The following is a 23,233-nucleotide window of genomic DNA, read 5'->3' on the forward strand; positions in this document are numbered from 1 at the left end:
CGCTTGCGACGACGTACGGCTCCCGCGACGGCGTACCGAACCCGCAGGCTCACACGTCCCAGGAGCCGCTGGCTCCCCCAGAGGTTGAAGAGAAAGTGGAGGTTGATCTGAAGTGTCGGTCAACATCAAGCCCCTCGAGGACCGGATCGTCGTGAAGCCGCTCGACGCCGAGCAGACCACCGCCTCCGGCCTGGTCATCCCCGACACCGCCAAGGAGAAGCCCCAGGAGGGCGAGGTCCTGGCGATCGGGCCCGGCCGTATCGACGACAACGGCAACCGCGTCCCCGTCGACGTGGCCGTCGGCGACAAGGTCATCTACAGCAAGTACGGCGGCACCGAGGTCAAGTACGCCGGCGAGGAGTACCTGATCCTCAGTGCCCGCGACGTGCTCGCCGTGGTGGCCTGACCGTTTCCCTGATCCGGGTCGTGTGCCTGAGCGAGCGCCCAGGCGCACGCCCGGGCACACGACCCGATCTCGTTCCTGACTAGGAGAGACATGCCCAAGATCCTGGACTTCGACGACTCCGCCCGGCGGGCGTTGGAGCGGGGCGTCGACGCCCTTGCCGACACCGTCAAGGTGACCCTCGGCCCCAAGGGCCGCTACGTCGTGCTGGACAAGAAGTGGGGCGCGCCGACCATCACCAACGACGGCGTGACCGTCGCCCGTGAGGTCGAGCTCGACGACCCGTTCGAGAACCTCGGTGCCCAGCTCACCAAGGAGGTCGCCACCAAGACCAACGACGTCGCCGGTGACGGCACCACCACGGCCACCGTGCTCGCCCAGGCGATGGTCCACGAGGGCCTGCGCGCCGTGGCTGCCGGCGTCAACCCGATGAGCCTCAAGCGGGGCATGGACGCCGCGGCCGAGGCCGTCGGCGACGCGCTGCTCGAGGCCGCCCGTGAGGTCGAGACGACCGAGGACATGGCCTCCGTCGCCACCATCAGCTCGCGCGACGCCCACATCGGCGACCTGCTCGCCCAGTCCTTCGACAAGGTCGGCAAGGACGGCGTGATCACCGTCGAGGAGTCCAACACCATGGGCACCGAGCTGGAGTTCACCGAGGGCATGCAGTTCGACAAGGGCTACATCTCGGCATACTTCGTGTCCGACCCCGAGCGGATGGAGGCCGTCCTCGACGAGCCCTACATCCTGCTCCACCAGGGGAAGATCTCCTCGGTGCAGGAGCTGCTCCCGGTGCTGGAGAAGGTCATGCAGGCCGGCAAGCCGCTCTTCGTCCTCGCCGAGGACGTCGAGGGCGAGGCGCTGTCGACGCTGGTCGTCAACAAGATCCGCGGCACCTTCAACGCCGTCGCGGTGAAGAGCCCGGCCTTCGGCGACCGCCGCAAGGCGATGATGCAGGACATCGCGACGCTGACGGGCGGCCAGGTCGTGGCGCCCGAGGTCGGCCTCAAGCTCGACCAGGTCGGGCTCGAGGTGCTCGGTCAGGCCCGCCGCGTCGTGGTGACCAAGGACAACACCACGATCGTCGACGGCGCGGGCGACCACGCCGAGGTCGAGGCCCGCGTCAACCAGATCAAGGCCGAGATCGAGAACACCGACTCCGACTGGGACCGCGAGAAGCTCCAGGAGCGGCTCGCCAAGCTGGCCGGTGGCGTGTGCGTGGTCAAGGTCGGCGCCGCCACCGAGGTGGAGCTGAAGGAGAAGAAGCACCGCATCGAGGACGCCGTCTCCGCGACCCGCGCCGCCATCGAGGAGGGCATCGTCCCCGGCGGTGGCTCCTCGCTGGTGCACGCCGTGTCGGTCCTCGACGGTGACCTCGGCCTGTCCGGTGACGAGGCCGCCGGCGTCCGGATCGTGCGCAAGGCCGCCGACGAGCCGCTGCGCTGGATCGCCGAGAACGGCGGCGACAACGGCTACGTCGTGGTCGCCAAGGTCCGCGAGGGCGGTACCGGCACGGGCTACAACGCCGCCACGTCCGAGTACGGCGACCTGGTCGGCCAGGGCGTGCTCGACCCGGTGAAGGTGACCCGCTCCGCGCTGGTCAACGCCACCTCGATCGCCGGCATGCTGCTGACGACCGAGACCCTGGTCGTCGACAAGCCCGAGGACGAGGAGCCGGCTCCCGCCGGCCACGGTCACGGCCACGGCCACTGACCGGTTGACCTGGGCCTCGCTGGAGGTCGAGTCGGGCCTCACTTCCCCACGCGGGGGAGTGAGGCCCGACTCATCTCCGAGCGGGGCCCCACTCGACCTCCCCGGCGTGTGGGAGGCTGGCGCCCGATGACCAGCCCGGCCGACCGTCGCCTCCGGTGGCTGCTCCCCACCATCCTCGCCGGGCTCTCGATGCTCGGGCCGTTCAGCATCGACACGCCGTTCCCGGCGTTCCGCGCGATGAGCGACGACTTCGGCGTCACCAGCGACGAGATGCAGCTCGTCGTGTCGACGTACCTCGTCTCGTTCGGGCTGATGAGCCCCTTCCACGGTCCGCTCTCCGACGCGCTCGGACGCAAGCCGGTGATCCTCGGGGGCGTGACGGCGTACGTCGTCGCGTCGGTCGGCTGCGCGCTGTCCCCCGACCTCGGGACGCTGCTGGTGTTCCGGGTGCTGCAGGGGCTGAGCGCCGGTGGCGGGGTGATCGTCAGCCGGACCCTCATCCGCGACGTCTACGAGGGCGCCGAGGCACAGCGGCTGATGAGCCGGGTGATGATGATCTTCGCGCTGGCGCCGGCGATCGCCCCCGTGATCGGTGGGGTGCTGCTGCAGGTCGGCCCGTGGCCGGTCACGTTCTGGTTCATGGCGCTGGCCGCCCTGCTGCTGGTGGCGGTGGTGGTGGTGTGGCTGCCGGAGACCCACCCGGCGGAGCGTCGGATCCCGCTGCGCGTGGGGGCGCTCGTCGGCGGTCTCGCCGCCGTGGCCCGCAACGGCCGGTTCCACCGGGTCGCCTGGTCGGCGGCGCTCACGTTCGGCGGGCAGTTCATCTACATCAGCAGCGCCTCGATCATCGTCGTCGACCTGCTGGGCCTGGGCGAGCTCGACTTCTGGGTGCTGTTCGCACCGCTGGTCGGCGCCGTGATGCTCGGGTCACAGCTCAGCAGCTGGGCCGCGGGCCGGATCCCCGGCAACCGGCTGGTCACCGGCTCCCTCCTCTTCTGCGTGACCGCCGCCGCGGCCAACGTCGCGGTCGCGACGACCGTCGGCCCGGTGCTGCCCTGGGTGGTGCTGGGGCCGGCCCTGCTCGCCCTCGGCACGGTGGCCGCCTATCCGACGATGCAGCTGATCCTGCTGGACCTGTTCCCCTCCGGGCGGGGCTCGGCGGTGTCGTTGTTCACCTTCTTCACGCTCCTCCTCAACGGGACCGTCGCCGGCGCGGTGGCTCCGTTCGTCACCGACTCCGTCGGCACCGTGGCCCTCGCCTCCGCCGCGATGGTCGCCGCCGGTCTGCTCCTGTGGTTGTGGCACCTCGGGTCGCCGGCGCCTCCCACCCACGACCCGACCGGATCGGGGCGCGACTCGGTAGGCGGGACGAGGACCTAGACTGCAGGCGTGGAGGTCCCTGAGAAGTTCGCCGCCCTCGGTCTCACCTACGACGACGTGCTGCTGCTGCCGGGCCACTCGGACCTCGCCCCCAGCGAGATCGACACCACGACGCGGCTGACGCGGGAGATCTCGCTGCGTGCCCCGCTCGTGAGCGCGGCCATGGACACCGTCACCGAGTCCCGGATGGCGATCGCGATGGCCCGCCAGGGCGGGCTCGGCGTCCTCCACCGCAACCTCTCGATCGCCGACCAGGCCTACCAGGTCGACCTGGTCAAGCGGACCCAGACCGGGATCATCTCCAACCCGGTCACGATCGGCCCCGAGGCGACCCTGGAGGAGCTGGACCGGATCTGCGGCGAGTACCGCGTGTCGGGCCTCCCCGTCGTCGGCGTCGACGACCAGCTGCTCGGGATCTGCACCAACCGCGACCTGCGGTTCACACCGGTCGCGGAGTGGGCGACCACCAAGGTCGACGAGGTGATGACCCGGATGCCGCTCGTCACCGGCCACGAGGGCATCTCGCGGGAGGAGGCGACCGCGCTCCTGCGCAAGCACAAGCGGGAGCGGCTGCCGCTGGTCGACGACCAGGGCCGGCTCCGCGGCCTGATCACCGTCAAGGACTTCGTGAAGTCCGAGCAGTTCCCCCACGCCTCGAAGGACGCCCACGGACGGTTGCTCGTGGGTGCCGCCATCGGCTACTTCGGCGACGCGTGGGAGCGCGCCACGACCCTGGTCGAGGCGGGCGTCGACGTGCTGGTCGCCGACACCGCCCACGGCAACGTCCGGATGCTGCTCGACATGGTGCGGCGGCTCAAGGGCGACCCCGCGACCCGCGAGGTGCAGGTGATCGGCGGCAACGTGGCCACGAAGCAGGGTGCCCAGGCGTTCGTCGACGCCGGCGCCGACGCGATCAAGGTCGGGGTCGGACCCGGTTCCATCTGCACGACCCGCGTCGTCACCGGCGTCGGCGTGCCCCAGGTGACCGCGGTCTACGAGTCCGCGCTCGCGGCCCGCCCGGCCGGCGTCCCGGTGATCGCCGACGGCGGGATGAAGCACTCCGGCGAGATCGCCAAGGCGATCGTGGCCGGCGCCGACTGCGTCATGGTCGGCTCCCTGCTGGCCGGGTGCGAGGAGTCCCCGGGCGAGCTGGTGTTCGTCAACGGCAAGCAGTACAAGTCCTACCGCGGCATGGGCTCGCTCGGCGCGATGAGCAGCCGCGGCAAGAAGTCCTACTCCAAGGACCGCTACTTCCAGGCCGAGGTCACCAGCGACGACGAGATCGTGCCGGAGGGGATCGAGGGCCAGGTTGCCTACCGGGGCCCGCTCGCCGCCGTCGCCCACCAGCTCATCGGCGGCCTCAACCAGTCGATGTTCTACGTCGGTGCCCGCACCATCCCGGAGCTTCAGGAGAAGGGGCGGTTCGTCCGGATCACCTCGGCGTCCCTCGCTGAGAGCCACCCGCACGGCGTGCAGATGACCGTCGAGGCACCGAACTACTCGGGGAGCTGAAGGACCGAGGCTGCCCTGTGAGCACCAAACGGCGCTACGACGCGTCCGGCCGCCGCGCCGCTGCCGAGCAACGACGGACGCGGGTCGCCGAGGTCGCCTCCGACCTGTTCGCGCGGCACGGCTGGTCCGGGACGACCATCTCCGCGGTTGCCGCGGAGGCGGGGGTCTCCGCCGAGCTGGTCTCCAGCTCCTTCGGCGGCAAGCCCGGCCTGTTCATGGCGGCGTTCCGCCACCGGACCATGGGCGGACGCACCCTGACCGAGGCCTTCGGTGAGCTGAGCCTGGAGGAGGAGCGGGACCTCGACGCCCGGCTCGACCGGTTCGTGGCGTTCGCCTGCGACACCCTGGAACGGGTGGCGCCGCTCTTCTCCGTGCTCTCCCTGGCCGCGGACCAGGACGCCGACCTGCAGCTCCTCGTCGAGGGGGCTGCCGGACGCCATGACGAGACGATCCGCGGGGCCGTCGGGCTGCTGGCCACGGGCACCGTGCCGGAGGAGGCCGTCGACGAGCTCGTCGTGATCACCCGCTCGGAGGTGTTCCTCGCCTTCCGCCGCACTCGCGGGTGGTCCGTCGACCAGTACGCCGCCTGGTTGCGCGGCCGGACCAGGGCGCTGCTCGTGCCCGATCAGGGTGCTCCCTGATCCCGGATCCCGGGGAAGGGTCCCGTGGCGGCCCGATTTTCGCTACAGTTCACCAGTAGCCAATTGGCGGGACCACTCGACGCTCGTGGGGAGCGCCGAGCCGTGCCCGCCGAGGGCTAGGGGCACCTGCCCACGGACTCGTGTGACCGGCTCCGACCGGTCATCAGCACGATCCGCCGGTGGCGCTGGTCGGCGGGGGAGACCGGCGCCACCGGTCGCGCGCCCGGTCCGGTCCGGGCCGGCTCAGCCGCGGTCGAGGTAGAGGCAGAACGGGTGCCCGGCCGGGTCGAGCATCACCCGGACGTCGTCCTGCGGCTGGAAGCCGGCGAGCCGTGCGCCGAGTGCCTGCGCGTCGGTCACCGCCTCGGGGACCGAGGAGACCCCCACGTCGAGGTGGACCTGCATCTGCTGGTCGCCGGGCCCGGCCGGCCACTCCGGCGGCGTGTGGTCGACCTCGAGCTGGAACGCGAGGTAGGTGGTGCCGCTCCGGTGGAGGGTCACGAAGGTGCCGTCGCGCTCGTCGACGTCGCCGCCGACCAGGGCCGCGTAGAAGCGGCTCAGCCCGACCGGGTCCGGGGTGCCGAGCACCGTCCCGATCCAGCCGGTGTATCCGGGGATGCCGCTGCCCATGCCGTCTCCTCCCACGGGGTCGACCCCCAGCATGGCGTACGGGGCTCACGAGGGTCTGGACGCCGGCGGCTGGTCCCCCTAGGTTGCATCCGTCAGGGATTCGGGCCCTGCACACTCTCGGGAGTCGGCCGGTCGCGTCGGCCGGCGGCCTACGGGGCGTCCAGGTGACCCGGTCCGTACTTCTCGGGGGAGGACCCGCCTCATGCGCAGGACCCTTGTCGGTGCCGTCGTCGCGACGACAGCCATCGGCCTCACCATCACCACCACCGCGGTCGCGGCACCGGATCGCGACGGGCTGACCAAGGCCCAGCGCGACGCGCTGGACGTCGGCCTCCAGGTCGCACCCAAGACCGTCGGGAGCCAGGCCAAGGCGGCCCCCGGGCCGAACCCGTACCTCGCCAACCTGCCCTCGTTGGAGGACGCCGACTACTTCCGCTGGAACAAGCAGATGCGCGCGGCCGCCGAGCGGCGCGCGGACACCGCCGCCCTGCGCGCCAACCGGCGTGCGGCGACCCGCGACATGACCGGCGTCGCACCCGCGCCGCCGTTCGTCCACGACGAGGAGGAGCCCGCCGGGAGCGCCGGCTCCAACGACACCTGGGAGAACGCCGAGCCGATCCCGCAGTTCGGGACCAACCGCAACCGCAACAACCGGCTGCGGATCCTCGGTGAGCTCGCTGACCTGCCGGGGGCCACGCCCGAGGACGTCGAGGTCACCGAGGACAACGGCGCGATCCCGCTGGCCACCGACACCGGCATCGAGGGCAGCGGGGCGGCCACGACCGACTCGGTGCTCGGGGACGGTCCCCACGGCAGCGAGACCGGCGACGGGAGCAACGACTTCGAGTTCTTCTCGATGGAGGTCGGTGCGGGCCAGTCGATCCTGGCGTCGACCCTCGGCGGGCCGAGCGGCACCGACACCGTCCTCGCCGTCTACGACGCCGACGGCACCACGCTCGCCGCCGCCGACGACTCGGCCGGCACGCTGCAGAGCGAGCTCACCTACACGCCCGAGGAGCCCGGCACCTACTACCTGCTCGTCGCCGGCTACGACTTCTTCGGGCCGCTGCCCAACGACCCGTTCGACTCCGGCAGCGGCAACGGCGGAGCAGACGAGGGCGGCTACACCCTCGACCTGTCCGTGCAGCAGATCGACCGCGACTTCTACTCCGTGCGGCTGCGTCCGGGCGACACCGTCGGCGCCGTCGGCAACGGCGCGGCCCAGACGCTGGCGGTGACCACACCGTCCGGCGAGGAGCGCGTGGGCGGCACCAACACCGACGCCTCGTCGCTCTACCCGCCGACCTCGCCGTTGCCCGGCGGGGGAAACACGACCGTGTCCTACGTCGCCGAGGAGGCCGGCTGGTACGCCGTCGAAGTGGCGGGCGGCACCGGTGACTACGACGTCACCGTCGAGGCCTACCGGCCCGGCGCGGAGGTCGACGAGACCAGGCGCACCCAGACCGTGCTGCTCGACTTCGATCCCGGCCGGGTCAACGCGGGCACCTGGGGCGGCCCCGGGGTCCGTGAGGTCTCGCCGTTCTCGGCGTTCGTGCCGCGCTGGGGCATCCCCCGCGCCTCGGCCCGTCAGGTGGAGAGGCAGGTGCTCCAGGAGGTGCGCGCCAACCTGCGGCGTGAGGTCCAGGCCGGCGGCCTGAACCCCGACGTCAACGTCGACGTGCTCGACGCACGCAACCACCAGAACCTGATCGGCAAGGAGAACGTCTCCCGGATCTACGTCGCGGGGACCATCGACGAGACGGGGATCCCCACGATCGGGATCGCCCAGTACATCGACCCGGGCAACTTCGGCCACGAGGACGAGGCGATCGTCCTGCTCGACGTGCTGAGCGAGCCTGCCGGACCGGTCTCGTCGCTGAACACCTTCATCGGCGCATCCAGTGACCGGGTGGCGTTCGTGTCCCAGGCGGTCGGTAACGTGACCGCCCACGAGGTCGGGCACACCATCGGCAACTACCACACCGACAACGCCAACGACGTGCACAACGTCATGGACTCCGGTGGCGCCAACTTCGCCGACAACCTGTACGGCGTCGGTCCCGACGGCATCGGCGGCACGGCCGATGACGAGAACATCGGGTTCCGGACCGACACCTACTCCCCGGTGGAGGGCTTCACCGGGCTGGAGGACACCCTCAACGTCACGGCCTGGGCCTACTCCGGCCGCTGACGCAGCGCTCACGCGGCCGTGGCCCGCACCTGCGGGCCACGGCCGTCGTGACAGACTTCGGGGCGTGACCGAGATCGAGATCGGCCGGGCCAAGCGGGGCCGGCGCGCGTACTCCTTCGACGACATCGCGATCGTCCCCTCGCGGCGCACCCGCGACCCCGAGGAGGTCAGCGTCGCGTGGCAGATCGACGCCTACCGCTTCGAGCTGCCGGTGCTCGCGGCGCCCATGGACTCGGTGATGTCGCCCTCGACCGCGATCGCCTTCGGCGAGATGGGCGGCCTGGGGGTCCTCAACCTCGAGGGGCTGTGGACCCGCTACGAGGACCCCACCGACCTGCTCGACGAGGTCGCCGGCCTCCAGGGGGCCGACGCGACCGGCCGGATGCAGGAGATCTACGCCGAGCCGATCAAGCCGGAGCTGATCACCGCGCGGCTGCGGGAGATCCGTGAGGCCGGCGTGACCGTAGCCGGCTCGCTGTCGCCGCAGCGGACCAAGGAGTACGCCAAGACGGTCGTCGACGCCGGTGTCGACATGTTCGTCATCCGCGGCACCACCGTGAGTGCCGAGCACGTGTCCAGCCAGGCCGAGCCGCTCAACCTCAAGGAGTTCATCTACGAGCTCGACGTGCCCGTGGTGGTCGGTGGGTGCGCGACCTACCAGGCCGCGCTGCACCTGATGCGCACCGGCGCGGCCGGCGTCCTGGTGGGCTTCGGCGGCGGTGCGGCCCACACCACCCGGACCGTGCTGGGCGTCGAGGTGCCGATGGCGAGCGCGGTCGCCGACGTCGCGGCCGCCCGCCGCGACTACCTGGACGAGTCCGGCGGCCGCTACGTCCACGTGATCGCCGACGGCTCCATCGGCCGGTCCGGCGACATCGCGAAGGCGGTCGCCTGCGGCGCCGACGCGGTCATGGTCGGGTCGCCGTTCGCCCGCGCCTCCGAGGCGCCCGGTCGGGGCTTCCACTGGGGTGGTGAGGCCCACCACGCCGACCTGCCGCGCGGCGAGCGGGTCCAGTTCGCGCCCGTCGGCACGCTCCGGGAGATCCTGTTCGGTCCCTCCCGGGTCGCCGACGGCACCATGAACCTGATCGGTGCCCTGCGGCGGTCCCTGGCCACGACCGGCTACACCGAGCTCAAGGAGTTCCAGCGGGTCGAGGTCGTCGTCCGCTGATGGCCACCTTCTCCGGACGGCGGCACGACGTCGCCGAGGTCCCGCACCCCGTCGAGGCGGTGTGGGAGCTGCTGGTCGACCCCGACCAGATCGCCCGGATGACGCCGCTCGTGCACTCGATCGAGGTCGACGAGCAGGAGCGGTGGGTCTGGCACCTGCACAAGGTCCCGCTGCTCGGGCGCGGGGTCGACCTGACGATGACCCAGGAGATGGACTTCACGCCGACCTCGCGCATCGACTTCCGGCACCCGCCCCTGGGGCCGCGCTCGAGGGCGGGAGCCGAGGGCCACTACCTGCTGGCGCCGGTCCACGGAGCCACCCGCCTCGAGATCGACCTGACCGTGCGGGTCCAGCTGCCCGTCCCCGGGGTGACCCGGGCCGCCGTGCAGCCCGCCATCCACGGCGTGCTCGTCCAGATGGGCCACCGCTTCGCCACCAACCTGCTCGCCGAGCTGCGACGGAGGGGCTGACCGTGACCGCCACCGACGACACCCGACGCCGCGTCCTGGTGCTCGGCGCCACCGGCTACATCGGCTCGCGGCTGGTGCCGGCCCTGCTGGAGGCCGGCCACGAGGTGGTCGCGTCGTCCTCCCGGACGCCCGACCCGTCGGCGTACGACTGGGGGGACGCGGTCGAGTGGCGCCGTTGCGACGCGACCGACCCGGCGCAGGTCGCCCGGGCCGTCGAGGACGTCGACGCCCTGTGCTACCTGGTGCACTCGCTCGACGCTGCCCACTTCGCCGACCGCGACCGGGTGGCCGCCCGGACGACGGCCGCGGCCGTCGCCGCCTCGGGCGTGCGCCGGGTGGTGTACCTCTCGGGGCTGGTGCCCCACGCCTCGGGTCAGCCGCTCTCGGACCACCTCGCCTCGCGCCACGAGGTCGAGGGGCTGCTGGCCGCGTCGGGTCGGTCGACGCTCGCCCTGCGTGCCGGTGTCGTGATCGGGGCGGGGTCGACGTCCTTCGAGATCGTCCGCCAGCTGGCGATGCTGCTGGTCGTCCAGCCGGCGCCGCTGTGGATGCGCCACCGCGTGCAGCCGGTCGCGGTGAGCGACATGGTGCGGGCCCTGGTGGAGGCGCTGGAGGGGGAGCAGCCGACCGGCAGCCTCGACGTCGGCGGCCCCGACGTCCTCAGCTACGTCGACCTGATGACGATGGTCGGCCGGACCGCCGGGCTGCTGCGGCTGCGGGTGCCGGTGCTGGTGGCGCCGAGCACGGCGGTCGGGCTCGGCATGGCCGCGCTGACCGCCGCCCCCCCGCGGACGGCGCTGACGCTGGCGCACAGCCTGCGCGACGACATGGTCTGCCGACCCGGCCGCACCTGGGTGCCCGCCGCCGGAGCGCCGCTGCTCGGCGCCGAGACCGCTGTCCGGCGGGCGCTGGCCGGCGACCCGGACCACGCCGAGTCGGCCCGTCCCGGTGACGCTCGCTGGACCCGTCGGGTCCCCCTCGTCGAGTCGGTGCCGTCCCCCGCCTCGGTGCGCGCCGCCGGCGTGCTCGCCGTACGCCGGCTGCGGGAGGGCGTCGAGCAGGCGCGCCGGCTGCGGGACCGGGCCGACCGGACCCGCCCCGACGCCTGAGACGATGGGTCCATGACCAGCGCGCTCAGCCCGGCTGCCCGTGCCGAGGCGCTGGACGCGCTGGCGGCCACGACGGCCGACGAGCCGCTCGACGTGCTCGTGGTGGGCGGCGGCATCACCGGCGTCGGCATCGCCCACGACGCCGCGACCCGCGGGCTCGCGACGGCGCTCGTCGAGCAGCGCGACCTGGCGTCCGGCACCAGCAGCCGCAGCTCCAAGCTGCTCCACGGCGGGCTCCGCTACCTGGAGATGCTCGACTTCGGCCTGGTCCACGAGGCCCTCCAGGAGCGCGGGCTGCAGCTGACCCGGCTGGCGCCGCACCTGGTCCGGCCGGTGCCGTTCCTCTACCCGCTGCGGCGTCGGTGGGAGCGCCCGTACGTCGGGGCGGGACTGGCGCTCTACGACGCGATGGCGACCTTCGGGCCCTACGAGATGGGGCTGCCGCGGCACCGGCACCTGTTCCGCCGCCAGGTGGCCCGGATCGCGCCCGACCTGCGCTCCGAGGACCTCGTCGGCGCGATCCGCTACTACGACTGCCAGGTCGACGACGCCCGGCTCGTGGTGACGATCGCGCGGACGGCGGCCAGCCACGGCGCCCAGGTCGCGACCCGGACCCGGGTGACCGGCTTCCTCCGCGAGGGGGACCGGGTGGTCGGCGTACGCGCCACCGACCTGGAGACCGGCCGCGAGCTCCAGGTCCGCGCCCGCGTGGTGATCAACGCCGCCGGCGTGTGGACCGACGAGATCCAGGACCTGTCCGGCAGTGGCCAGCTCCGGGTGCGCGCCTCCAAGGGCGTCCACCTGGTGGTGCCGCGCGACCGGATCCGGTCCGAGTGCGGGCTGATCACCCGGACCGAGACCTCGGTGCTCTTCGTCATCCCGTGGGGCGCGCACTGGATCATCGGCACCACCGACACCCCCTGGGACCTCGACAAGGCGCACCCCGCCGCCAGCCGGGCCGACATCGACTACCTGCTCACCCACGTCAACACCGTGCTCCGTGACCCGCTCGACCACGCCGACGTCGAGGGCGTCTACGCCGGCCTCCGGCCGCTGCTGGCCGGCGAGTCCGAGCCGACGTCGCGGATCTCCCGTGAGCACACGGTGGCGGTGCCCGCGCCGGGGCTGGTGCTGATCGGGGGCGGCAAACTGACGACCTGGCGGGTGATGGCCAAGGACGCCATCGACGCCGTCGTCGACCAGCTCGAGGACACCCAGGCGCCGGTCCGGTCGTGCATCACCGACCGGGTGCCGCTGGCCGGGGCCGACGGCTTCGAGGCGCGGACCAACCAGCGGGTGATGATCTCCCGCCGGACGGGGCTGAGCCTGGCGCAGATCGACCACCTGCTCGGCCGCTACGGCGGACTCCTCGACGAGCTCGTCGCCCAGGTCGCGCAACGACCCGAGCTGGCCGAACCGCTCCCCGGTGCCGAGGACTACCTGTCGGTGGAGGTCGTGCACGCCGTCACCCACGAGGGAGCGCGCCACCTCGACGACGTGCTCACCCGGCGTACCCGGATCTCGATCGAGACCTTCGACCGCGGCACCCGCGTCGCGCGGGCCGCCGCCGAGCTGATGGCCGGCGAGCTGGGCTGGGACGAGGCCCGGCTCGCCGACGAGGTCGACCACTACCTGCGCCGGGTCGAGGCGGAGCGGCAGTCGCAGCGCACCGCGACCGACCGCGAGGCCGACGAGGCGCGGGTCAGCGCTCCCGACATCGTCTGAGCCCGGCCTTCTCGGATAGTTGGACGCGAAAATCACCATCTCCGAGCCTCGAACCATGATGTTTGCGTCCAGGTATCGCCCAGTGAGCGTCTTGACAGACGGCGCGTATGTGTCAAGGGTCTCAGTCGGCTACCGAGGGGTAGCCCGCGAGAGGTGGGTCACATACTCTCGGTCGGTATGAGCTCCCAGCACCCCCGAGGCGGGCCGCTCGTCGACGGGCCGGCAGATCCCGAGCACGACCCGGCCGCCAGCTACGGGCTCGACCCCGGCTACGTGCGCCGCCTCACCGACCGGATCGTGGCGACGTCCGGTGAGACCGCCGCGACGTCCTCGCCGCTGAGCGGGCAGCCGCTCGCCCACGTGCCGCAGTCCACCGACGGCGACGTCGGGGAGGCGTTCTCCCGGGCACGACGCGCGCAGCAGGAGTGGACCCGGCGCAGCCTCGACGAGCGGGCGGCGATCCTGCTCCGGCTGCACGACCTGGTGCTCCACCGGCAGGACGAGATCATCGACCTGATCTGCTGGGAGTCCGGCAAGGCCCGCAAGCACGCCTTCGACGAACCGCTGCACATCGCCCTCACGGCCCGGTACTACGCCCGCACGGCGCACGACCACCTCGACACCCGCCGCCGCCTCGGCGTCGTACCCGGCCTGACCCGGGTCGAGGTCAACCAGGTGCCCAAGGGCGTGGTCGGGATCATCTCGCCCTGGAACTACCCGTTCACCATGGCGCTCTGCGACGGCCTCCCGGCGCTGCTGGCCGGCAACGCCGTGGTCACCAAGCCCGACGCGCAGACGATGCTGTCCGCCTTGCTGGGAGCCGAGCTGCTCGAGGAGGCGGGGTTCCCGCGCGACCTGTGGCAGGTGGTCGCCGGACCGGGCTCCCGGGTGGGGACGTCGATCGTGCAGCGCGCCGACTACGTCTGCTTCACCGGGTCCACCGCGACCGGCCGGCTGATCGCCACCCAGTGCGCGGAGCGGCTGGTCGGGTGCTCGCTCGAGCTCGGCGGCAAGAACCCGATGCTGGTGCTCCGCGACGCCGACGTCGAGCGGGCGGCCGAGGGGGCGGTCCGGGCCAGCTTCTCCAACGCCGGGCAGCTGTGCGTGTCGATGGAGCGGCTGTTCGTGGCCGACCAGGTCTACGACCGGTTCGTCGAGCGGTTCGTGTCCCGCACCGAGGCGATGACCCTGGGTGCGACCCTCGACTGGGGCACCGACATGGGCTCGCTCATCTCGCAGGCCCAGCTCGACACAGTGACCGCCCACGTCGAGGACGCCGTCGCCCGTGGCGCCCGGGTGCTGACCGGCGGCCGGCCGCGTCCCGACCTGGGACCGTACTTCTACGAGCCGACGATCCTGGAGGGCGTCAGCCCGCAGATGGCCTGCTTCGGCGACGAGACCTTCGGCCCGGTGATCGCGCTGTACCGCTTCCACGACGAGGCCGACGCCGTGGCCCGGGCCAATGACGGCGACTACGGGCTGAACGCAGCGATCTACAGCCAGGACGGCGCCCGGGCCCGGGAGATCGCCCGCCACGTCCGGTGCGGCACGGTCAACGTCAACGAGGCGTTCGGCGCCACGTTCGCCAGCATCGACTCGCCCATGGGTGGGATGCGGCAGTCCGGCATGGGACGCCGGCAGGGCAGCGAGGGGATCCTGCGCTACACCGAGTCCCAGACAGTCGCCACCCAGCGGCTGATCCGGTTCGCGCCGATGTACGGCATGTCCGACCAGACCTACGCGAAGGTGATGAACGCCCAGGTGCGGATGATGAGGAAGCTCGGCCGCCCGTGACCCTGCACTACGACGTCCTCGTCGTCGGGTCGGGGTTCGGCGGCTCGGTGACCGCCCTGCGGCTGACCGAGAAGGGCTACCGGGTCGGCGTCCTCGAGGCCGGTGACCGGTTCGACGACGGCGACTTCCCGGTGACGTCGTGGGACAACAAGAAGTACCTGTTCGCGCCGGCGCTCGGGATGTACGGCATCCAGCGCATCGACATGGTGCGGGACTGCATGATCGTGGCCGGGGCGGGGGTCGGGGGTGGCTCGCTCGTCTACGCGAACACGCTCTACGAGCCGCTGGAGGCGTTCTACCGCGACCCGTCGTGGGCGCACATCACCGACTGGAAGACCGAGCTGGCGCCGTACTACGACCAGGCGAAACGGATGCTCGGCGTGGTCGAGAACCCCGTGCGCACCCCGTCCGACGACGTGATGGAGAAGGTCGCGGGCGAGATGGGCGTGGCCGACACGTTCCACCCGACGCCCGTCGGGGTCTTCTTCGGCGGCGCGGGCGCCGACCCGGGGGAGCGGGTGGCCGACCCCTACTTCGGTGGCGCCGGACCCGACCGCAACCCGTGCCGCAACTGTGGCGAGTGCATGACCGGGTGCCGCCACAACGCCAAGAACACGCTGGTCAAGAACTACCTGTGGCTCGCCGAGCAGAACGGCGCCCGGGTCCACCCGCTCACCACCGCCACGCGCGTGCGGCCGCGGGCGGGTGGCGGCTACGAGGTGCAGGCACGCTGGACCAAGGCCAAGCTGTCGCGGCGGACGGCCGTGACGACGTTCACCGCCGACCAGGTGGTGTTCTCCGCAGCCGCGCTCGGCACCCAGAAGCTGCTCCACCGGCTCAGGCTCGAGGGCGACCTGCCGCACGTGTCGGACCGGCTCGGGCACCTGACCCGCACGAACTCCGAGTCGATCCTCGGGGCGATCGCCCCGGACACCACCGTCGACTACAGCACCGGCGTCGCCATCACCTCGTCGTTCCACCCCGACGCCGACACCCACATCGAGCCGGTGCGCTACGGCCGTGGCTCCAACTTCATGGCGCTGCTGCAGACGGTGCTCACCGACGGCGACGGCCCGTTGCCCCGCTGGCGCTCCTGGCTGCGCGAGCTGTGGGCGCAGCGGAGCAACGCGCGGTCGTTCTACGACTTCCGGCACTGGTCGGAGCGCACCGTGATCGCGCTGGTGATGCAGTCGCTCGACAACTCGATCACCACGTACCTCACCCGTACGCCGGTGGGCTGGCGGCTGACGTCGCGGCAGGGGCACGGCCGGCCCAACCCGACCTGGATCCCCGCCGGCAACGAGGCGGTGCGCCGGATGGCGGCTGCGATGGGCGGCACCGCCGGCGGCTCGATCGGGGACCCGTTCGACCGGCCGCTGACCGCGCACTTCATCGGCGGCTGCGCCATCGGCGACTCGCCCGACACCGGTGTGGTCGACCCCTACCAGCGGGTCTTCGGGCACCCCGGGCTGCACGTCGTCGACGGGTCGGCGATCTCGGCGAACCTCGGGGTGAACCCGTCGCTCACCATCACCGCCCAGGCGGAGCGAGCGATGGCGTTCTGGCCCAACCGCGGCGAGGCCGACCCGCGGCCACCGCTCGGGTCGGCGTACCGGCGGCTGCAGCCCGTGCCGCCCGGCGCTCCGGCGGTCCCGGAGCACGCGCCGGCCGCCCTCCGGCTGCCCATCGTGGGCGTCACGTGAGTCCCGTGAAAAAACTTCCGTCGCTCGCGTAACCACCCCCCGGAGCACTCGTTGCACCGAGCAGGGCCCGGTCGACACATGCTCCCTCCGTGAACCGGGTCAGATGGGTCCACGTCCTGCCCCTGCGGCGACGTGGACGTCTCAGGGCCCGGCCACCCTCCCTCCCCGGCCGGGCCCTGACCCATCTCCGAGCCCAGGTCCACGCGAGCGAAGCGAGCGGGGGCCGTCGGGCGAGGAGGTTGAGGAGGCGCCGAGCAGGTCGGAGCGAAGCGACGGACCGCCCACGCCGTCTCGAGATCCCCGCACCATTGCATGGCCTCGGCCATGGTCGCCGCCCCGCAGTTCTGCCGGGGTTTCGAGGCTCGGCGCCGGGGCGCCTCGCACCTCAACCTCCGGCGCCTCGCACCTCAACCTCCGGCGCCTCGCACCTCAACCTCCAGCGCCTCGCACCTCAACCTCCGGCGCGTCGCACCTCAACCTCCGGCGCCTCGCACCTCAACCTCCGGTGCGTCGCACCTCAACCTCCGGTGCCTCGCACCTCAACCTCCGGTGCGTCGGCCCTCAACCTCCGGTGCGAGGCGGACACCGGCCCCGGATAGGCTGCGGTCATGTCGGACGCCCCCGAGCACGACCTGGTCCTGGTGGTCGACTTCGGTGCCCAGTACGCCCAGCTGATCGCGCGGCGGGTGCGCGAGGCCAACGTCTACTCCGAGATCGTGCCCCACTCGCTGCCGGTCGCCGAGATGCTGGCGCGCCGGCCCAGCGCGATCATCCTCTCGGGCGGCCCGTCCAGCGTGTACGCCGACGGCGCGCCCGGCATCGACGACCACCTCTTCGAGGCGGGCGTCCCCGTGTTCGGGATGTGCTACGGCTTCCAGCTGATGGCGCAGGGGCTGGGCGGCCAGGTCTCGGCGACCGGCGCCCGCGAGTACGGCCGGACCAGGGTCGCCGTCGCCAGCGGCGGCACCCTGCTCGACGGCCTCCCGGGAGCCCACACGGTCTGGATGTCCCACGGCGACTCGGTGACCGGGGCGCCCGCCGGGTTCGACGTCCTCGCGTCCACGACGGTCACGCCGGTGGCCGCCTTCGAGGACGTCGACCGGCGGATGGCCGGCGTCCAGTGGCACCCCGAGGTGATGCACACCGAGCACGGCCAGCGGGTCCTCGAGCACTTCCTGCTCGAGATCGCCGGCTGCCGACCGACCTGGACGATGCTCAACATCATCGACGAGCAGGTCGACCGGATCCGCGAGCAGGTCGGCGACGGCCGCGCGATCTGTGCGCTCTCCGGCGGCGTCGACTCCGCCGTGGCCGCGGCCATCGTGCAGCGGGCCATCGGCGACCGGCTCACGTGTGTGTACGTCGACCACGGGATGATGCGGCAGGGCGAGACCGACCAGGTGCGCCGCGACTTCGAGGCGGTCTTCAGCGACCTCGACGTCGTCGACGCCGCCGACCAGTTCCTCGACGCCCTCGACGGGGTGAGCGATCCCGAGGAGAAGCGGAAGATCATCGGGCGGGAGTTCATCCGCACGTTCGAGGCCGCCGAGGTGCGGGTCTTCGCCCCCGTCGCCCAGGGCCTCGAGGACGGCACCCAGGAGACGGCGTACCTCGTGCAGGGCACCCTCTACCCCGACGTCGTCGAGTCCGGCGGCGGTGCCGGCACCTCCAACATCAAGTCCCACCACAACGTGGGCGGGCTGCCCGACGACCTGCAGTTCGAGCTCGTCGAGCCGTTGCGGACGCTGTTCAAGGACGAGGTCCGGGCCGTCGGCGAGCAGCTCGGCCTGCCGCCGACGATGGTGTGGCGGCACCCGTTCCCGGGCCCCGGCCTCGGCATCCGGATCATCGGCGAGGTCACCCGGGACCGGCTCGACGTGCTCCGCCGCGCCGACGCGATCGCCCGCGAGGAGCTCACGAACGCCGGCCTCGACCGCGACATCTGGCAGTTCCCGGTCGTGCTGCTGGCCGACGTCCGCTCGGTCGGCGTCCAGGGCGACGGCCGCACCTACGGCCACCCGGTCGTGCTGCGACCGGTCACCTCCGAGGACGCCATGACCGCCGACTGGGCGCGGTTGCCCTACGACGTCCTGGAGACGATCTCCACCCGGATCACCAACGAGGTGCCCGAGGTCAACCGGGTCGCCCTCGACATCACCAGCAAGCCGCCCGGCACCATCGAGTGGGAGTGACGGCTCAGGCGACCTCGCTGCGGCGCTCGAGCAGCACCGTGTCGCGCCAGACGCCGTCGAGCCGGGCGATCCGGGTCCGGACCGCGAGCGTCCGGTACCCGGCGGAGCGGTGCAGGGCGAGGCTGGCCCGGTTCTCGGGGAAGATCGCGGTCTGCAGGGTCCACATGCCGGCCGCGTCCGCACCGTTGACCTGGGCGTGGAGGAGCGCGGTGCCGACTCCCCGGCCGCGGGCCGCCTCGGTGACGTACACCGACGTCTCGCCGACACCTGCGTAGCACTCCCGGCCCGACGTCGGCGTCACGGCGGTCCAGCCGACGACCTCACCGTCGAGCTCGGCCACCCACGCCAGGCCGGGCAGCCACCGCGCCCTCATCTGCTCGGCGGTCGGGACGGTGGTCTCGAACGTCGCGTTGCGGGTCGCCAGGCCCTCGCCGTAGATGGCGAGGACCCGCTCCATGTCGGCGTCCTCGACGGGGCGGACGTGGACGTCGGCGGGGAGGTCGGTGGGGCAGCAGGGCTGCGCGCCCAGGGTGCCCATGACGACGTCGGCGGCGTGGGGCAGGCCGGTGCAGCAGGCGGCGTTGACCGACACCATGGACGCGTTGCCGACCTTGTCGACGACCACGAAGCCCACCTTCCGCAGCAGCTCCACGTGGTGGGAGCAGGTGGACTGGCTGATCCCGAGCCGCCGGGCCAGCTCGCCGACCCGCAGCCCACCGGACTCGGACGTCGAGAGCACGTGCAGCAGCCGGACCCGGGTCGGGTCGGCCAGGGTCGCGAACCAGCCGGCGTACTCCTCGGCCCGGGCGGCGGTGAGCGCTCCCGTGGTCGGCGGGGGGTCGGTCGTCAGGCTCATGCGAGGAGTCTACCTTGTGTTCATCGATGTACGTCGATACAGTCTTCATCGACAACCGTCGATCAAGATGCGAGGGAGCTGACCGTGACCCACCACCCCGTGGCCGTCATCGGGGCCGGCCCGATCGGGCTGGCCGCCGCCGCCCACGCCGCCGACCGCGGCCTGGACTTCGTCGTGCTCGAGAGCGGTCCCCACGCGGGCGCCGCCGTCGCGGAGTGGGCGCACGTCCCGCTGTTCTCCGCCTGGCGCGAGCTGGTCGACCCCGTCGCGCGCCGGCTCCTGGAGGCGGCGGGCACCTGGCGGGCGCCGGACGAGGACGCCTACCCGACCGGTGGCGAGTGGTGCGACCGCTACCTCCAGCCGCTGGCCGACCTGCTCGACGCCCGCCCCGGCGGCCGCGTGCGCTACGGCGCCACGGTCACCGGCGTGGGCCGGGCGGGGCGCGACCTGCTCGTCGACTCGGGCCGGGAGGACGACGACTTCGCCGTGCACGTCGAGACCGCCGACGGCGCCGAGCGGCTGGTCGCCCGCGCCGTGGTGGACGCCTCCGGTACCTGGCGCTCACCCAACCCGCTCGGCGCCGACGGCTACCCCGCGCTCGGCGAGCGCGACCACGCCCACCGGATCACCTACGGCACGCCCGACCTCGCCGAGCCGACGGTCGCGGCTCGTTACGCCGGCAAGCACGTCGCCCTCGCCGGCAAGGGGGCCTCCGCCCAGGGGGCGCTGGTCGGGCTCGCGCGCCTGGCCGAGACCGACCCGGGCACCCGGGTCACCTGGCTGCTGCGCCGTCCGGTCGTCGGCGACGCCTTCGGCGGCGGCGACAACGACCAGCTCGAGCAGCGGGGCCGACTCGGCCAGGCTGCCCGGTCGGCGGCTGACGGCGGCGCGGTCGCGACCGTGACCCGGTTCCGCACGGAGGCGGTCGTGCCCCAGGAGGACGGTCGACTGACGCTGACCTCGGTCGACGGGCAGCAGGTCACCGACGTCGACGAGGTGATCGTCGTGACCGGCTTCCGGCCCGACCTCCGGTTCCTGAGCGAGGTGCGGCTCGACCTCGATCCAGCCCTGGGCGCGCCCCGGGTGCTGGCCGATCAGATCCACCCCGACCACCACAGCTGCGGCGACGTGGCGCCCCACGGGCACCGCGAGCTCGCCCAGCCCGAGCCCGGCCTCTACCTCGTCGGCATGAAGTCCTACGGCCGGGCGCCGTCGTTCCTGGCGATGACCGGTTTCGAGCAGGTCCGCTCGGTCGTGGCCGCCCTCGACGGCGACCTCGAGTCGGCCGACCAGGTCGAGCTGGTGCTCCCCGAGACCGGTGTGTGCCACGGCGCCGGGGCGTTCGACGCCCCCGCGCCGCGGCTGGTCACCCTGGGCCGATCCCGTCCAGCACCCGCTGGGTGAACTCGTCGGTGGAAGCCGTGCCGCCCAGGTCCGGCGTACGCGGCCCGTCGGCGGCGAGGACCGAGGCGAAGGAGTCGAACACCTCCGCGGCGGCCTCGGGGTGGCCGAGGTGGTCGAGCATCATGGAGGCCGACCAGATCGCCCCCAGCGGGTTGGCGACGCCCTTCCCGGCGATGTCGGGCGCCGAGCCGTGCACCGGCTCGAACATCGAGGGGAAGTCGCGCTCGGGGTTGAGGTTGGCGGCGGGGGCGATGCCGATGCTGCCCGCCACCGCTCCCGCGAGGTCGCTCAGGATGTCGCCGAACAGGTTGGAGCCGACGATCACGTCGAAGCGGGTCGGGTCGAGCACGACCTTGGCGACCAGCGCGTCGATGTGCTCCTGCTGCCACGACACGTCGGGGTAGCGCTCGCCGGTCTCGGCGACGATCTCGTCCCAGAACGGCATGGTGTGGATGATCCCGTTGGACTTGGTGGCCGAGGTGACCGAGCCGCCGCGCTCCCGGGCGGTGTCGAACGCGTAGCCGAGGATCCGCTCGGTCCCGGCGCGGGTGAACACCGCCTCCTGGACCGCCATCTCCTCCGGGAAGCCGCGGTGGAGCCGGCCGCCGATCTCGGAGTACTCACCCTCGACGTTCTCCCGGACGACCACGAAGTCGACGTCCGCCGTGCCGCGCACCAGCGGGCTCGGCACCCCCTCCAGCACCTTGATCGGCCGCAGGTTGACGTACTGCCGGAACTGCCGGCGGATGGGGATCAGCAGCCCCCACAGCGACACGTGGTCGGGGACGCCGGGCCAGCCGACGGCGCCCAGCAGGACGGCGTCGTGGTCGCGGAGGCGGTCGATCCCGTCCTCGGGCATCATCGCGCCCTCGGCGAGGTAGCGCTGGCAGGACCAGTCGAGCTCGTCGTAGCTGAGCTCGATGCCGTGCAGCTTGCCGACGGCGTCGAGCACGGCGCAGGCGGGCGGCAGCACCTCGGTGCCGATGCCGTCCCCGGGGATGAGGGCGATGCGGTGGCGGGTCGTCATGCCTCCATGCAAACGTCTCGACCGCGGGCTGTCCAAGGCGGGTCCGCGCGCGGCAGGTCGCACGCACCGTGCGAGCGCGCCGCACTAGAGTGCCGAGGCATGGATGTGGACGCGCTCGCGGCCGAGCTCGACCAGCTCCTTGCCGACGCCGACGAGGCGCTGACGCGGCACTACCCGGGGGAGCGGCCGAGCCGGCAGCCGGTGCACACCTACTACCAGCCCGCCGACCGGTTCGACGAGCGCTTGGTCCACGACGTCGGCCGCGAGGCCGAGCAGGTCGTCCTCGAGCACGCCGAGGAGCTGCTCGAGGTGATCGGCGGCGACGAGGACGTCATGGCCCGGCTCCTCACCAAGCTCGACACCGAGCCGGTCGAGGACCTGCGCATCGACTTCGAGGACGGGTACGGCGACCGCCCCGACGCCGAGGAGGACGCCGCCGCGGAGGCGGCCGGCACGGCCCTGGCCACCGCGCTCGACGACGGTCACGCACCTCCGTTCACCGGCATCCGGATCCGCAGCTTCGAGCCGGCCACCCGGGCGCGCGGCCTGCGGACCCTGGTCGGGTTCCTCGACTCCCTCGGCCGGGTGCCCGACGACTTCGTGGTCACCCTCCCCAAGGTCACCTCCGCCGAGCAGGTCGAGGCGATGGTGCACGCGTGCGAGCACGTCGACAAGCACCTCGGCGGCCACCTCCGGTTCGAGGTCCAGGTCGAGACCCCGCAGTCCGTGCTCGGCCCCAAGGGCCAGGTGCTCCTGTCCCGGATGATCCGCGCCGGCGAGGGCCGGCTCACCGCCTTCCACTACGGGACCTACGACTACAGCGCCGCCTGCGGTATCGCCGCCGGCCAGCAGGCGCTCGACCACCCGGTCGCCGAGCACGCCAAGACCGTGATGCAGGTCGCCGCGGCAGGCACCGGCGTACGCCTCTCCGACGGCTCGACGAACCTGCTGCCGGTCGGTGACCAGCTGGTCCCGGCCTGGCAGGAGCACCTGCGGCTGGTGCGCTACTCCCTCGCGCGCGGCTTCTACCAGGGCTGGGACCTCCACCCCGCGCAGCTGCCCACGCGCTACGCCGCGACCTACGGGTTCTTCCGCGACGGGTTCCCGGCGGCGGCCGAACGGCTGCGCGGCTACGTGGGCCGTGAGGACTCCTCGATCCTCGACGAGCCGGCGACGGCCCGGGCTCTCTCCGACTTCGTGGTCCGCGGTCTCGACTGCGGCGCGCTCGAGGAGGCAGAGGTCGTGGCCGCGACGGGGCTGGAGACCGAGACGCTGCTGATGATGGCCCGCCGACCCCGAGCGGGGGACTGAG

The 23,233-nt window shown here is 72.5% G+C and carries 18 protein-coding genes; 15 read left to right on the forward strand and 3 right to left on the reverse strand.

Translation table 11 applies throughout. From position 1 onward, the window contains the following. The first annotated feature begins 112 nt into the window (after window positions 1-112). From groES to ACQ1X7_RS03735, 5 genes are all read left to right on the forward strand, one after another. Window positions 113-406, forward strand: coding sequence for a co-chaperone GroES (gene groES / locus ACQ1X7_RS03715; RefSeq protein WP_432476803.1), 294 nt, complete (start codon window positions 113-115; stop codon window positions 404-406). Window positions 407-496: 90 nt separating this feature from the next. After that, window positions 497-2,116, forward strand: coding sequence for a chaperonin GroEL (groL, locus tag ACQ1X7_RS03720; RefSeq protein WP_432476804.1), 1,620 nt, complete (start codon window positions 497-499; stop codon window positions 2,114-2,116). A 126-nt stretch (window positions 2,117-2,242) separates the two neighbouring features. Next, window positions 2,243-3,496 carry a multidrug effflux MFS transporter gene (locus ACQ1X7_RS03725; protein WP_432476805.1) on the forward strand — a complete coding sequence of 418 codons (1,254 nt, stop codon included), beginning with the start codon at window positions 2,243-2,245 and terminating at the stop codon, window positions 3,494-3,496. Between the two features lie 9 nt (window positions 3,497-3,505). Next, window positions 3,506-5,008, forward strand: a complete 1,503-nt coding sequence (gene guaB, locus ACQ1X7_RS03730; protein ID WP_432476806.1) for an IMP dehydrogenase — start codon at window positions 3,506-3,508, stop codon at window positions 5,006-5,008. A 17-nt stretch (window positions 5,009-5,025) separates the two neighbouring features. Further along, window positions 5,026-5,649: a TetR/AcrR family transcriptional regulator gene (locus tag ACQ1X7_RS03735; RefSeq protein ID WP_432476807.1), complete on the forward strand. Its 624-nt coding sequence runs from the start codon at window positions 5,026-5,028 to the stop codon at window positions 5,647-5,649. A 243-nt stretch (window positions 5,650-5,892) separates the two neighbouring features. Here the strand turns inward: ACQ1X7_RS03735 and ACQ1X7_RS03740 are convergent, their stop codons facing one another. Further along, window positions 5,893-6,279 (reverse strand): VOC family protein, encoded by a 387-nt coding sequence (locus ACQ1X7_RS03740; protein WP_432476808.1) that lies wholly within the window; start codon window positions 6,277-6,279, stop codon window positions 5,893-5,895. 202 nt (window positions 6,280-6,481) lie between these two features. Between ACQ1X7_RS03740 and ACQ1X7_RS03745 the strand changes: the two genes are divergently transcribed. The 8 genes from ACQ1X7_RS03745 to guaA all read left to right on the forward strand — a co-directional run bounded on the left by ACQ1X7_RS03745 (window position 6,482) and on the right by guaA (window position 18,634). Continuing rightward, entirely contained in the window at window positions 6,482-8,470 is a 1,989-nt protein-coding gene (locus tag ACQ1X7_RS03745) for a pre-peptidase C-terminal domain-containing protein (protein ID WP_432476809.1), read from the forward strand. A gap of 64 nt (window positions 8,471-8,534) precedes the next feature. Beyond that, the gene (locus ACQ1X7_RS03750; protein WP_432476810.1) at window positions 8,535-9,641 is read left to right on the forward strand and encodes a GuaB3 family IMP dehydrogenase-related protein; all 1,107 of its coding nucleotides are present in this window, start codon (window positions 8,535-8,537) and stop codon (window positions 9,639-9,641) included. After that, complete coding sequence (locus ACQ1X7_RS03755) at window positions 9,641-10,111, forward strand: SRPBCC family protein (protein ID WP_432476811.1); 471 nt, start codon at window positions 9,641-9,643, stop codon at window positions 10,109-10,111. The genes ACQ1X7_RS03750 and ACQ1X7_RS03755 overlap by 1 nt, the downstream gene beginning before the upstream one ends. Window positions 10,112-10,113: 2 nt before the next feature. Further along, the gene (locus ACQ1X7_RS03760; RefSeq protein ID WP_432476812.1) at window positions 10,114-11,220 is read left to right on the forward strand and encodes an NAD(P)H-binding protein; all 1,107 of its coding nucleotides are present in this window, start codon (window positions 10,114-10,116) and stop codon (window positions 11,218-11,220) included. Between the two features lie 12 nt (window positions 11,221-11,232). Next, entirely contained in the window at window positions 11,233-12,945 is a 1,713-nt protein-coding gene (locus ACQ1X7_RS03765) for a glycerol-3-phosphate dehydrogenase/oxidase (RefSeq protein ID WP_432476813.1), read from the forward strand. Window positions 12,946-13,122: 177 nt separating this feature from the next. After that, a complete protein-coding gene (locus ACQ1X7_RS03770; protein WP_432476814.1) occupies window positions 13,123-14,739 on the forward strand; it encodes a succinic semialdehyde dehydrogenase in 1,617 nt (538 codons plus the stop codon). Beyond that, window positions 14,736-16,442, forward strand: coding sequence for a GMC oxidoreductase (locus ACQ1X7_RS03775; RefSeq protein WP_432476815.1), 1,707 nt, complete (start codon window positions 14,736-14,738; stop codon window positions 16,440-16,442). The genes ACQ1X7_RS03770 and ACQ1X7_RS03775 overlap by 4 nt, the downstream gene beginning before the upstream one ends. Before the next feature lie 608 nt (window positions 16,443-17,050). Continuing rightward, on the forward strand, window positions 17,051-18,634 hold the full coding sequence (gene guaA, locus ACQ1X7_RS03780) for a glutamine-hydrolyzing GMP synthase (protein WP_432476816.1): 1,584 nt from the start codon (window positions 17,051-17,053) through the stop codon (window positions 18,632-18,634). Window positions 18,635-18,638: 4 nt separating this feature from the next. On the opposite strand, the gene ACQ1X7_RS03785 is transcribed toward guaA, so the two are convergent. Beyond that, the gene (locus ACQ1X7_RS03785; RefSeq protein WP_432476817.1) at window positions 18,639-19,490 is read right to left on the reverse strand and encodes a helix-turn-helix domain-containing GNAT family N-acetyltransferase; all 852 of its coding nucleotides are present in this window, start codon (window positions 19,488-19,490) and stop codon (window positions 18,639-18,641) included. Window positions 19,491-19,574: 84 nt separating this feature from the next. Here ACQ1X7_RS03785 and ACQ1X7_RS03790 point away from each other — a divergent pair, with 84 nt between their 5' ends. Further along, the gene (locus ACQ1X7_RS03790; protein ID WP_432476818.1) at window positions 19,575-20,894 is read left to right on the forward strand and encodes an FAD-dependent oxidoreductase; all 1,320 of its coding nucleotides are present in this window, start codon (window positions 19,575-19,577) and stop codon (window positions 20,892-20,894) included. Here the strand turns inward: ACQ1X7_RS03790 and ACQ1X7_RS03795 are convergent. Next, on the reverse strand, window positions 20,857-21,921 hold the full coding sequence (locus ACQ1X7_RS03795) for a tartrate dehydrogenase (RefSeq protein WP_432476819.1): 1,065 nt from the start codon (window positions 21,919-21,921) through the stop codon (window positions 20,857-20,859). The genes ACQ1X7_RS03790 and ACQ1X7_RS03795 overlap by 38 nt on opposite strands. A 99-nt stretch (window positions 21,922-22,020) precedes the next feature. Between ACQ1X7_RS03795 and ACQ1X7_RS03800 the strand changes: the two genes are divergently transcribed. Next, the gene (locus tag ACQ1X7_RS03800) at window positions 22,021-23,232 is read left to right on the forward strand and encodes a DUF6986 family protein (protein WP_432476820.1); all 1,212 of its coding nucleotides are present in this window, start codon (window positions 22,021-22,023) and stop codon (window positions 23,230-23,232) included. The last annotated feature ends 1 nt before the right edge of the window (window position 23,233 follow it).

The organism is Nocardioides sp. GXQ0305 (genome assembly GCF_050880345.1).
Classification (GTDB): domain Bacteria; phylum Actinomycetota; class Actinomycetes; order Propionibacteriales; family Nocardioidaceae; genus Nocardioides.